The 11,755-nt window shown below is 55.1% G+C and carries 11 protein-coding genes; 3 read left to right on the top strand and 8 right to left on the bottom strand.

The window, feature by feature from the left end; all coding sequences use genetic code 11:
* Positions 1-109 precede the first annotated feature (109 nt).
* Together AAGR08_RS09170 and AAGR08_RS09165 are read left to right on the top strand one after the other, a co-directional pair.
* Positions 110-1,138, top strand: a complete 1,029-nt coding sequence (locus tag AAGR08_RS09170; RefSeq protein ID WP_345829721.1) for an NADP-dependent oxidoreductase — start codon at positions 110-112, stop codon at positions 1,136-1,138.
* 110 nt (positions 1,139-1,248) lie between these two features.
* Positions 1,249-2,502 carry an SfnB family sulfur acquisition oxidoreductase gene (locus tag AAGR08_RS09165; RefSeq protein WP_345829720.1) on the top strand — a complete coding sequence of 418 codons (1,254 nt, stop codon included), beginning with the start codon at positions 1,249-1,251 and terminating at the stop codon, positions 2,500-2,502.
* 49 nt (positions 2,503-2,551) lie between these two features.
* Here AAGR08_RS09165 and AAGR08_RS09160 read toward each other — a convergent pair whose 3' ends face one another.
* The 4 genes from AAGR08_RS09160 to AAGR08_RS09145 are packed head-to-tail and all read right to left on the bottom strand — an operon-like array spanning position 2,552 to position 7,031.
* Positions 2,552-3,538, bottom strand: a complete 987-nt coding sequence (locus tag AAGR08_RS09160) for an ABC transporter permease (protein ID WP_345829719.1) — start codon at positions 3,536-3,538, stop codon at positions 2,552-2,554.
* The gene (locus AAGR08_RS09155) at positions 3,531-4,544 is read right to left on the bottom strand and encodes an ABC transporter permease (protein ID WP_345829718.1); all 1,014 of its coding nucleotides are present in this window, start codon (positions 4,542-4,544) and stop codon (positions 3,531-3,533) included. The genes AAGR08_RS09160 and AAGR08_RS09155 overlap by 8 nt, the downstream gene beginning before the upstream one ends.
* Entirely contained in the window at positions 4,541-6,064 is a 1,524-nt protein-coding gene (locus tag AAGR08_RS09150; RefSeq protein ID WP_345829717.1) for a sugar ABC transporter ATP-binding protein, read from the bottom strand. The genes AAGR08_RS09155 and AAGR08_RS09150 overlap by 4 nt, the downstream gene beginning before the upstream one ends.
* Entirely contained in the window at positions 6,054-7,031 is a 978-nt protein-coding gene (locus AAGR08_RS09145) for a sugar ABC transporter substrate-binding protein (RefSeq protein WP_097097306.1), read from the bottom strand. The genes AAGR08_RS09150 and AAGR08_RS09145 overlap by 11 nt, the downstream gene beginning before the upstream one ends.
* 297 nt (positions 7,032-7,328) lie before the next feature.
* On the opposite strand from AAGR08_RS09145, the gene AAGR08_RS09140 reads away from it, so the two are divergent.
* The gene (locus AAGR08_RS09140; protein WP_345829716.1) at positions 7,329-8,093 is read left to right on the top strand and encodes a hypothetical protein; all 765 of its coding nucleotides are present in this window, start codon (positions 7,329-7,331) and stop codon (positions 8,091-8,093) included.
* A gap of 62 nt (positions 8,094-8,155) precedes the next feature.
* Here the strand turns inward: AAGR08_RS09140 and rluF are convergent, their stop codons facing one another.
* The 4 genes from rluF to AAGR08_RS09120 all read right to left on the bottom strand — a co-directional run bounded on the left by rluF (position 8,156) and on the right by AAGR08_RS09120 (position 11,742).
* Positions 8,156-9,037: a 23S rRNA pseudouridine(2604) synthase RluF gene (gene rluF / locus AAGR08_RS09135; protein ID WP_345829715.1), complete on the bottom strand. Its 882-nt coding sequence runs from the start codon at positions 9,035-9,037 to the stop codon at positions 8,156-8,158.
* A 96-nt stretch (positions 9,038-9,133) separates the two neighbouring features.
* The gene (locus AAGR08_RS09130; protein ID WP_345829714.1) at positions 9,134-10,054 is read right to left on the bottom strand and encodes a metallophosphoesterase; all 921 of its coding nucleotides are present in this window, start codon (positions 10,052-10,054) and stop codon (positions 9,134-9,136) included.
* 12 nt (positions 10,055-10,066) lie between these two features.
* Entirely contained in the window at positions 10,067-10,885 is an 819-nt protein-coding gene (locus tag AAGR08_RS09125; protein WP_345829713.1) for a carbohydrate ABC transporter permease, read from the bottom strand.
* On the bottom strand, positions 10,882-11,742 hold the full coding sequence (locus AAGR08_RS09120) for a sugar ABC transporter permease (RefSeq protein WP_345829711.1): 861 nt from the start codon (positions 11,740-11,742) through the stop codon (positions 10,882-10,884). The genes AAGR08_RS09125 and AAGR08_RS09120 overlap by 4 nt, the downstream gene beginning before the upstream one ends.
* Positions 11,743-11,755 lie beyond the last annotated feature (13 nt).

Genomic DNA, 11,755 nt, shown 5'->3' with positions numbered 1-11,755 from the left:
ACTCGATAAATCCTCTGCGCGGCTGTTAGCGCGGCATCAATACACAACCTACGAAAGGTATCCTCGTCTACACTTGCCTGACGTGAAAAACGCTGATAGAGGTAAATCAATGTCGCAATCCAATCAACGCAACCAGGCTTGGCTGCTCGCTTCACGTCCTGAAGGCGAACCGGTAAAAGAGAATTTTCGCCTGGTTGAACAGCCCATTCCTGAACTGAAGGACGGTGAGATCCTGCTGCGCACTCTGTACTTATCGCTCGATCCCTACATGCGCGGGCGCATGGATGACAGCAAATCTTATGCCGCACCGGCGCAGATCGATCAGCCTATGGTCGGCGGCACCGTGAGCGAAGTCGCTGAGTCTAAACATGCCGATTTTAAGCAAGGTGACGTGGTGCTGGCGCAAAGCGGCTGGCAAAGCTATGCGGTTTCAGACGGCAGCGGCGTGGCGAAGCTGGGCGATTTGCCCCATCCTTCCTGGGCACTGGGTATTCTCGGTATGCCAGGATTTACTGCCTATATGGGATTGATGGATATCGGCCAGCCCAAAGCGGGTGAAACGCTGGTGGTTGCAGCGGCAACCGGCCCGGTTGGGGCTACGGTTGGTCAACTTGGTAAACTGAAGGGCTGTCACGTGGTGGGTGTGGCTGGTGGCGAGGAGAAATGTCGCTACGCCATTGAGAAACTGGGTTTCTCCGCCTGCATCGATCATCACCGCGACGACTTTGCTGAGCAATTGGCAGCGGCCTGCCCGGATGGCATCGATATCTATTTCGAGAATGTCGGAGGCAAGGTCTTTGATGCGGTATTCCCCCTGCTAAACACCGCAGCACGCGTGCCGGTATGCGGGTTGGTTTCCGGTTACAGCAGCCGTGAATTACCGCCAGGGCCGGATCGCACACCACAGATCATGGGCGGCATCCTCAAGCGCCGCATTCGTATGCAGGGCTTTATCATCTTCCAGGATTACGGCGATCGTTATCCTGAATTCCTCAAAGCGATGACGCCGCTGGTAGAGCAGCAAAAAATTCACTACCGCGAGCACATGATTGAAGGTTTAGAAAATGCGCCGCAGGCCTTTTTCGATATGCTGAAGGGCAAAAATTTCGGCAAAACCGTGGTTAAAGTAGCGCAGTAACCCGTTGTGTTAACGCCATTTTTCACTTTGCATAGCTGCAATTGAGATATGGCGTGAACTGAGCGCATGAGATGATATTTTTCCCTATAGCGTAATTACCGGGAGTTCTCATGTCGCTCAGTCCCACCCCTAACCTCAAGGTTAATTCTCAACAGGCCGAAGCGCCCGTCCCCTTACCTACCGAGCCGGCTCACCGCATTCGTGATGATGCCGAGGCGATTGAGATTGCTCAGCGGCTGGCCAGCGAGTTTGCCCGTGAAGCCGCGCGGCGTGACCGCGAAGGTATTCTGCCGCTTAAAGAGTTAGACGCATTCTCTCAAAGTGGTTTGTGGGCGATGGCGATCCCGAAAAACCTGGGCGGCGCAGGTGTATCCTGGGTAACGGTAGCGAAAGTGATCGCCATCATTTCGGCGGCGGATTCTGCGCTGGGGCAGCTGCCACAAAACCATCTGGCGGGTGTCGCGCACCTCATTGCCGATGGCACGGAAGCGCAGAAACACGAGCTACTGAGCGAAGTGCTGGCCGGGTTGCGCTGGGGTAATGCTTTCTCTGAGAAAAACTCGCGTACCGTTGCCGATTTTCAGACGCGCTTTAAGCAGGATGGCGATGAAGTGGTGATCAACGGTGAAAAATTCTACGCCACCGGCGCGCTACTCGCGCATCGCATTCACGCGGTAGCGCTTGATGAACAGGATCGCGCCCATCTTATCGTCCTCGACCGCAGCTCGCCCGGCATCACCATCATCAATAACTGGTCGAGCTTTGGCCAGCGCACCACGGCATCCGGCACGGTATTGTTGCATAATGTGCGTGCCCCGCTTTCACGCGTGATCCCCGTGTTTCAAGCCTTTGAGCGCCCAACTGCAGCCGGTCCGATTTCGCAGATTATTCAGGCAGCCGTTGATGTCGGCATTGCGCGCGGCACCATTGAAGACACGCTGCATTTTATCCGCGAGCGTTCACGGCCCTGGATTGATAGTGGTCAAGAGCGCGCATCCGATGATCACTTTACGCTGGCTGCGGTGGGTGATTTAAAAATCCGCCTTCACGCAGCTGAAGCTCTACTGTGGCGCGCCGGTCAAGCGATTGATCTGGCACTGCAGCAGCCCGACGAATCCACGGTCGCGGAGGCGACAGTCGCCACCGCAGAAGCCAAAGTGCTGACCACCGAAATCGCCATTTTGGCCGGCAACAAGCTGTTTGAACTGGCGGGAACCCGTTCTACGTTGCAGGAGTTCAACCTTGACCGGCACTGGCGCAACGCGCGCACGCACACGCTACACGATCCGGTGCGTTGGAAGTATTACCATGTAGGAAATTATTACCTTAACGGCACCCCGCCGCCGCGGCATGCCTGGAGCTAAAGGTAGCAACAGGATCAGCCGAAATTCCGGCTGTTCCTGTTTGCCGCTATCACGCATGACGTCGCGCGCGTAACGCGCCGACCGCCAACACAATAAAAATCAATCCACCGGTGGCAACCTGCTGCCAGTAAAAATTCCAGCCGACCAGCAGTAATCCATTGGCAATAAAGCTCAGCAGCACGACGCCAAGCAGCGTCCCTACAACATTGGGCCGACGGGATGGCGCGAACGTGGCACCAATAAAACTGGCGCCGATGGCGTTGAGCAGGTACGCATTACCCGACAGCGGCACCCAGGCTTTGACATTGGCCGCCAGAATCAAGCCGACGATCCCCGCAACCAACGCGGCTAAAATAAAGGCCATTGCCGTCAGCCGTTTCACCGCGACGCCAGAGTGCTGCGCCACGCTGTATTGTTCACCCATCACCCGCAGCGATCGGCCGGTAGCGCTGCGGTGTAGCAGTTGATAAAGCGCCAGCGCAACCAGAAATAACAGCCAAAGCGGCAACGGAATGGCGAGGAATGCACCGTGTCCCATCGCGGAAAAGCCCTCGGGCAGCTTTTGGCTCAGCAGATAGATCGGTTGCCCGCCGTTTGATGACAGCTGCTGCACGCTTTGTCCAATAAACAGCGTGCCCAGCGTGGCGAGAAACGGCTCCACGCCCAGCTGCGTGACTAAAAAGGCGTTAAACACACCAACCAACAGCGCGGCAACCAACGCGGCAATCAGCGCCACGGGCAAACTGACCTGATGCAGCATCAGTGTCACCAATACCAGACAAGCAATATCGATGGCCGTGCCAACCGACAGATCAATCGCGCCAATACGTGTGACCAGCGTCATCGCCAGCGCGACAATCGCGAGCGGCGCGACGTTATTCAGCAACACGCTGCGCAGGTTAGAGGCCGTGGCGAAAGCGGGCGCGGCAATAACAAAGAACAGCAGCAGCGCTATAAAGGGCAGCACGATAGCGACGCGCAGCAAAGCGGCCTGACGCGGGCGTTGAGTGACAGGCGATATGAGAGAGTCAGACACCTTGTGTTCTCCGGGATTGGCGACGACGCATTAGCGCGGTTAACGCCACTACTAATAGAATCAATACGCCTTCGACGCCGTTGATCCAGTAACTTGAGACGTTGATAAGCTGGAAGCCGTTGGCGATTAAACTCAGGAACAGCGCGCTGATCAACGCACCGCCCAGTGTCGGCACCAGACGACGGGAAAACACCACGCCTAATAATGCAGCGGCGATCACCATTAGCAGGTTGTCGTTTGCGCCGGGTGAGCTACCGCTGAGCAGCGACACCGATGCAATCGCGGCAATGGCCGCACTCACACCGCACAACACATAGCTCAGCCCCTGATAGCGTTTGACGCCAATCCCCGCCGCATTAGCCGCCTGTGGATGGCTGCCCACGGCCTGCAAACGCAGGCCAAATGAGGTCAATCGGCTCAAGGCAATGGCGATAAAGGCCAGAATGAGAAATGACCAGCCGAGCCACGACACCGCTAAGGGCCCGTTACTCAGCAACAGATTTTGCAGGTTGCTGCTGGCCGGCACCGATGCATTGCCGGTTAGCACCATTTCCAGCCCAATGGCGATATTCATACTGGTGAGCGTTGCCAGCAGCGGTAAGATCCCCAGCCAGACAATCGCCAACGCATTAAACAGGCCCACCGCAGCGCCAGTGAAAAGCGTCAACAGCAGCGCAATAGCGATGGGCTGCCCGGCATTGAGCTGGCTGGCGAATACCGCCGCGCTCAGGCCAAGATTGGCGGCGATCGACAAATCGATGCCGCCGGTGATGCCTTGTAAACCACCGCCGCTTAACACCAGGGTTAACCCCAGCGCCAGAGTACCGACCACCGCGGTTTGTTGCAGCACATTGCCCAGATTCATCACCGTCAGGAATATCGGTGACAGCCAGGCAAACACCGCCAAAACCAGCACAATAATCAGTAAAGAAACGTGCTGCAGCCACTGCTGACCGTTTGCACGTTGCGGGGATTCAAGAGGACCAGATTGGGTAACATCGCTCATGAAGCATGCTCCGTTAACGCGCCAGTGCCAGAAGCCCAGGAGAGAATCTCCTGATGGCTGGTATGCTGTGCCGCCAGGCTAGCGACATGTTCGCCGCGCGCCAGTACCATAATGCGGTCAGCAAGCGTTTGCAGTTCCAGCAGATCGGTGGAAAACACCAGAATGAGTGCGCCATCATTGGCCAGCTGCTGCAGCGTATGATAAATCGCGGCCTTCGCGGCAATGTCGACGCCCACCGTCGGTTCATCCAGCAGATATAATCGCGCGCCAGTGTTAAGCCATTTGGCCAGCACCGCTTTCTGCTGATTGCCGCCCGAGAGCTGGCGTAACGACGCCAGCTGCCCAGGCGTGCGAATCGCCAGCTGCTGAATATTCTTTGCCACCAGTTCGCTTTCGGCCCGACGCGATACACCACCCCAGCGCAGCAAACGCTGTACCGTGGTTAAGGTGACATTGTCACGCAAGCTAAGATCCAGTGCGATACCGTTGGCTCGGCGATCTTCCGGCACAAAAGCGATACCGCGCTTCACGGCCGCATAGGGTGATGAGGGAATGCCAGCCACATTAGCCAGTTTTACCGAGCCGCTCACTGCGGTTTCCAGGCCAAAGAGTGCTCGGATCAGCGCCTTACCGCCCGATCCTAACAGGCCGGTAATGCCAATGATCTCGCCCTGTCGGCCGGTAAAGGAGACATTATGGAAACGACCAGGCGCACTAAGCGCGGCAACCTGCAGCACCTCCTGTCCGGCACGACGTGTCTGACGCGGCGTAAGTTCATGCTGCGTATCCCCTACCATTGCACCGATTAGCGCGCTGGGCGATATCTGCTCAGCCGTGAAATGCGCCACATCTTTGCCATCGCGCAGTACGGTAACGCGCTGGCACAACGTCTGTATTTCATCGAGATAGTGCGACACATAGATCAGCGCGATGCCCTGCTGCCGCATACGTTCAATCACGCGAAACAGCGCGTGCACTTCGTGTCGTGCCAGCGCGGCGGTAGGCTCATCCAGCACCACCACGCGTGGCTGATGTTGCAATACGCGGCAGATTTGGACTAACTGCTGCTCTGCCACACTTAACGTGGCAATCAAGGCATTGGGATCGAGCTGCAAACCAAAGTGCTGCTGTAGCTGCTGCTGTGCCTGCTGGCGCATACGGCGCCGCTGGATAAACGGCGTGGCGAGCAAACGCGGTTCGTTGCCGAGCCATAGCGCCTCCGCCACCGTCAACGAACCGGGCAGTAACCGCTCCTGATGCACGATGGCAATCCCCTGCCGCTGCGCCTGTGCGGGTGAGGCCAACGTGAGCGGCTGACCATCCAGCGTAATGCTGCCGCGATCGGCGGCATGAATACCGCCTAACACCTTGATTAATGTCGATTTGCCGGCACCGTTGTGACCAATCAAGCCATGCACTTCACCGGCATGTACGCTGAGCGACACCGATTGCAGCGCGGGCACGCCATCAAATGCTTTGCTGATGCCGTGCAGGTGTAATAGCGGCGCGTTATTTGCCATCCGTTTGGCCCAGCGTTTTCTGCGCGTCGGCGGCGTTCTCTTTGGTCACCAGAATCGCTGGAACATAGGTGGCTGGCGGCAGCGAGCGATCGCCCGCCAGATATTTCGCCACATTTTGCACTGCCGTTTGACCAATCACGTACGGCTGCTGCGCGACAACCGCCGCCGCACTGGATTTTGCATCTTTAACCAGCGATACCACATCCGGGCTACCGTCAACGGCATAGGTTTTGATTTCGTTACGTCCGGCGGCATCGACAGCCTGAGTGGCGCCAATTTGCGGTACATCCCATGCCGCCCAAATCGCCTGCACCGAACCTTTTGGATATTTATTCAGTAACTGGCTGATTTGCGCATAGGCATCCTGGACCGTATTCGGGATAACATCGCGCAGTTCCGGCTGAATAATTTTAATTTTTGGGTACCATTTCAGCACGGCCTTTAACTGGTCATAACGCATCGCAACCACCGGTACGCCATAGAAACCGTTAAATACCAAAATATTGCCTTCGCCGCGCAAATCATTAACCAGCTTTAAGGCTAGCTGCTCGCCAATATAAAAGTTATCTGAGGTGGTGACGTTAATACTGGATGGGCTGGCGGTATCCACGGTAAATAACGGAATACCCGCATCGCGGATTTTTTTCAGCCAGGGTTCAAGTACTGAGGCGGTACCAAGCGTTTCAATGATTGCATCGGGCTTTTGTGCAATAAGCGTCTGAATTTGAGCAATTTGCTGCGACTCCTTGCGACCGCCGTCTAAGGCAATCGGCGTACCGCCAAGGCGTTTAACCTCGTCAATTTGTCCCTGATACGCTTTAAGATCCCAGTAGTGGTCGGTACCGGCTACGGTGATACCAATGCGTTTTCCGGCGAGTGATGGGATTGGCTTATCTTCGGCGTGCGCGACGCCTAATAACAATGATGCCGAAGCCAACAGCAGGCCAGCCAGACGGTGCTTTTTCATTCTTAATATCCCTGAAAAAATAATAAAATGTTGTGTTGCACCTGTTTGCTGGCGCGTGAAATAAAAATTATCACAGCCATTTTTTATCCATAATGCTATTTTCAACTTAAGCTAGTCGCAATTGATAATAGTCGGGAAGCGAATAGAGGGAGCAGCATGCAAATTTAGCGCTTCGCTTATCAATCTATTTTAGCGAAATCGCATTCATTACTGGTAATCCATACAGATAAGGTTCAGGATGGTTGCTCATCCTGGACTAACGTCCACGGCAATTCACCCTCTATCTGAGGGCTCTTTATGAATTTTTACTCAACTGAAACCGTCTGCGCCTTAACCGGTGCCAACCGCGCAAATCTGCGTCGCTGGTTGCGCGGTGGATTGATATCAGAAAACAGTATCAGCAAGGATTGGAGCAGGCATCAGGTTGATGAAGTGCTGGCCATGATGTCATTAACCGCCGGTGGCGCGACGCTGTGGCAAATCCATCAGGAAAAAAAGGGCGAAGCGGATTGTTCATCGTCCGGCTGGCTTGCCCGACGTGGTGATATGTTGCGCCAGCTGGAATTGGGTTCCGATCGCGAACTGGCGCGTACCGTACGTAATCTGGCGGGCGATTACAGTAGCGATGACTTTATTAATATCCTGATGAAACCTCTCAATCGCTGGCTGAGAGACGATACTCGTCGCGGCGCAGCGCGTCGCCTGGCACGTTTTCACCAGGCCATTACTCACCACAGCAATTGCGTAACACGCGCATCAACGCGCCAAAAAAGCATGCCGCTGTTGCTCGAAGTGGTCAGCGTGAGCGATGAAACGGAGATTTGGCTCGAGGCGATTCGTCTTTCCGGTCAGGGATTTTGCGTTGAAATTGATCGCACATCACAGCCGATGCGGTATGGCTCGGAAAGCCGTCACGATCACCATCTATTATGGTGCGGTGCGGGGATCAGTGAAGAGCGGATGGCACAGTTCCAGCGCGGGTTGCGTGCCGGTAAAGCTGTCATGCTGAGTGGACCGGATCGCTCGGTACATCATGCTGTTACTGAGGCTCGGGTTGCCTAGCCGGTGCGTTCAGCACCGGCCATTTCTACTTTGTGTTTTCAGCACACGGCTTGGCAAAAACATCAGCGCCCTTTCTTCTTCCGGCCCGGCTGGGAAAAACGCTGACGATTGGCCGGCTTTGCACCCGCTTTTTCGCCCGTCTTCGCTCCACCTGCCACAGGTTTTTTCGCGCCAGTGACCGGCTTCTTCTTCGCCTGCGTTTTTTGCGTTTTCTGATCTTCTGAAGATGAATCTTCAATCAGTTTGAATAGATCGATCAGTTCGTCATCGGTCAAATCACGCCACTCGCCCAGCGGAATGCCTTTCAGGCTGACGTTCATAATACGCGTACGCTCAAGCCTGGTGACTTCAAAACCGAAGTGCTTGGTCATGCGGCGAATCTGCCGGTTTAGCCCCTGAACGAGGATGATGCGGAACACAAAGGTCGATTCTTTCTTAACTTTGCATTTCTTCGTGACGGTGCCCAGCATTGGCACGCCCGCCGCCATTCCAGCAATAAATTCGTCGGTGATCGGTTTATCAACGGTAACCACGTACTCTTTTTCGTGATTGTTACCGGCGCGCAGGATCTTATTCACCAAATCGCCATGGTTGGTGAGGAAGATCAGCCCCTGAGAATCTTTATCCAGGCGACCAATCGGGAACACGCGTTTACTGTGATTAACAAAATCACCGATGTTATCGCGCTCGCCTTCTTCCATGGTGGTGATGATGCCTACCGGCTTGTTCAGCGCAATCAGCACCAGATCCTCTTCATCACGCGGCTCAATCAACTGGCCATTAACTTTGACTTCATCCCCAACAAACACCTGTGCACCGACGGCGGCACGTTTGCCGTTAATGAAAACGTTGCCTTGTTCGATATAACGATCGGCATCCCGGCGCGAGCAGATTCCGCTCTCGCTGATGTATTTATTCAGGCGTGTGGATGAAGTAGGCAGCATGGTTCCTCCGAAAAAAAACGGACTATACAGCAACCTGGGGCGTTATGGGGAGTGTTGATTGCTGGTCAATTAACGCCAGGCACCACAACCTGCAATTTATGTGCAGCGGGAATGATGATGGCTGATTTCACCGCCATAACCCAAGACGCGCACTTCCTCGCCGGTGATTTCCACCACCGCAAAGGGGATTGATTCCGCTCCATCCAGCATCCCTTTTAGGGTATAAAAGCCTGTTTGACCGATGCGCGCATAGCTGCCGCGATGATCGTGTCCGGTAAAACACCCATGTATGTTGTAACTAGAAAGCAGTTCTGCCAATTCACTACCGTTTAATAAGTTGTGGCTGTTATGCGGTGCCAGCGGATAGTGCCCAAACACCACCACGTTCTCCCCCTGCTGCTGCGCCTGTTGTAGCTGTTGTTCGATCCATACCCTTTGCGCGGTTCCAACCGCGCCATTCCACGGCCTGGCCTGCGGTTGCTGCTGCTCCGCCAATGCCACCAGCATCGCTTCTGCTGTTGCACGATCGTCGCCGTTCATCGCGTTACAGTACAGACTGATATCGTTACCGTCATAGACAATAAAGCGCCACCCTTTCAGCGAGAAGGCGTAATAGCTTTTTGGCAGCGCGGCGGCGTCATTAAGATGCTGCGTAATGGTCTGGGCATCGTGATTGCCCAACACCACCGCATGCGGATGTTCCAGACGCTGATAAAGCGGCAGCACCGCTGCATAACTTTCCCAATGACGATCCACCAAATCGCCGAGCGTTACGACAAAATCCAGCGGCTGCTGGTTGAGTGCATCAATCGCCTGCGGCAGCTTGTGCAACGCATGACGATAGTAGAGATGTTTATCGCGGTCGGGGTCGATATCCGCATATTGCGGATCGGCAATCAGTCCAAAACGCAGCGTGTCGCTCAGCGGCGCTGAACGTACGTTTGGCAATGCATACAGCTCAGCGACATCACCCAGTAATTCACGCTGTAGTGCGGTTAGCGGATGCGGATAAGACACGGAAAGCACTCCTTAGCGAATACCGGCACGCATAAATGATTGAATAAACTGACGCTGGAAAATCAGGAACAGCACCAGCAGCGGCAATGTGGTCATCAACGTCGCTGCGCCAATCAGCGCCCACTGCACGCCCTGCTCTGGCGCAGAAAAAAGCTGCAGGCCGACGGTGAGCGGCCGCACGTTAACGGAATCGGTAATCACCAGCGGCCAAAGGAAATCATTCCAATGGAAACTGATCGACACCAGCGCAAACGCGACATAAATCGGCTTCGCCAGCGGGATATAAATTTTGCGCAGAATGTAGAATCGACTGGCCCCTTCGACAATCGCCGCCTCTTCCAGCACCAGTGGAATACTTTTAAAGGTTTGCCGCAGCAGAAAGATAGCAAACGCCGAGGAGAAATACGGCAGCGCAATGCCGATCAGCGTATCGCGAAGCCCTAAGGCGCCGATGGTCTGGTAGTTATTCAGAATCAGTACGTCGGGGCTAATCATCAGCTGCAGCAGAATCAGCGCAAAGATCACTCCTGAGAATTTCAGCTGGAAACGCACCAGCGCATAGGCGGCCATCGTTGCCAGAATCAGCTGTACCACCACAATCATCAGCACCAGCAGGCTGGTATTGAGAAAGTAGCGAGCAAACGGCGCGGCGTGCCAGGCATGAATGAAGTTTTGCAGCGTAAGCGGCGACCAGAGCGCGAAGCTGGCCTGATCCGATGCTGGGTGAATTGCCACCCACAGCGCCACCAGAATAGGCAGAAACCACAGCAGCGCCGCCAAACCAATGGCGCTATTCAAACACAGGCGGCCAAACGTCATCTTTGGCTTCATTGGTAATGGGCTCGCTTATCCAGCAGGTTAAATTTGAACAGCGCAAGCGCGGCGAGGATCGCCAGCAGCACCACCGTCATGGCAGCCGCAGCCGGCATATTCCAAAAGCTGAAGGCGGTGCGATAAATATAAAACAGCAGCAGGCTACTGCTGTTATTCGGCCCGCCATTGGTCATGGCAATCACCTGATCGACAATACGAAACGCGTTCATCGACGCATTGATCAGCACAAATAGCGTGGTCGGCATCAGCAGCGGCCACTGCACGCGACGGAAGAAATAGCGGCGCGACGCGCCCTCTATCGCAGCGGCCTCGCTGAGTCGTGGGTCGATCTGCTGCAGCGCGGCAAGATAGAAGATCATAAAAAAGCCCGCTTCGCGCCACACGGATACCGCCATCAGGCAATAGAGCGCGCTCCCTGGTTCGCCAAGCCAGTTAATCGCCGGCAGGGAAAACAGCGCCAGCAGCTTATTCAGCAAACCGAGCTGCGGCGTATAGAAGAACAGCCAAAGGTTAGCGATGGCGATCATCGGCAACAGCGAAGGGATAAAGAACGCGGTGCGCACCAGCGCATTGGCGCGCATATGACGATTGACCGCCAGCGCCATCAACAGCGCCAGCGTCACCGCCAGCGGAATGGTGATCGCCGCATACAGCAGATTATTCCACAGCGACTGAATGAAGATATCGTCATCCAGTAGCGCAACATAGTTATCCACCCCAACAAAACGGGCGGGATGGCCATTACGTGCCGCACTGAACAGGCTCTGCCACACCGTCGCCACTGCCGGATAGTGCGTAAACAGCAGTAAAAAGCACAGCGCCGGTAAAATCAGCAGATAGCCATACAGCTGCATTGACCCCTAAGCG

Source organism: Pantoea sp. BRR-3P (assembly GCF_039621635.1).
Taxonomy (GTDB): Bacteria; Pseudomonadota; Gammaproteobacteria; order Enterobacterales; family Enterobacteriaceae; genus Pantoea; species Pantoea floridensis.
This window is presented reverse-complemented; position numbering and strand designations above follow the sequence as displayed.

Coding starts and splice junctions, on each gene's coding strand:
- AAGR08_RS09170 (WP_345829721.1), top strand. CDS start 110: ATGTCGCAATCCAATCAACGCAACCAGGCTTGGCTGCTCGCTTCACGT.
- AAGR08_RS09165 (WP_345829720.1), top strand. CDS start 1,249: ATGTCGCTCAGTCCCACCCCTAACCTCAAGGTTAATTCTCAACAGGCC.
- AAGR08_RS09155 (WP_345829718.1), bottom strand. CDS start 4,544: ATGAGCGATGTTACCCAATCTGGTCCTCTTGAATCCCCGCAACGTGCA.
- AAGR08_RS09150 (WP_345829717.1), bottom strand. CDS start 6,064: ATGGCAAATAACGCGCCGCTATTACACCTGCACGGCATCAGCAAAGCA.
- AAGR08_RS09145 (WP_097097306.1), bottom strand. CDS start 7,031: ATGAAAAAGCACCGTCTGGCTGGCCTGCTGTTGGCTTCGGCATCATTG.
- AAGR08_RS09140 (WP_345829716.1), top strand. CDS start 7,329: ATGAATTTTTACTCAACTGAAACCGTCTGCGCCTTAACCGGTGCCAAC.
- rluF (WP_345829715.1), bottom strand. CDS start 9,037: ATGCTGCCTACTTCATCCACACGCCTGAATAAATACATCAGCGAGAGC.
- AAGR08_RS09125 (WP_345829713.1), bottom strand. CDS start 10,885: ATGAAGCCAAAGATGACGTTTGGCCGCCTGTGTTTGAATAGCGCCATT.
- AAGR08_RS09120 (WP_345829711.1), bottom strand. CDS start 11,742: ATGCAGCTGTATGGCTATCTGCTGATTTTACCGGCGCTGTGCTTTTTA.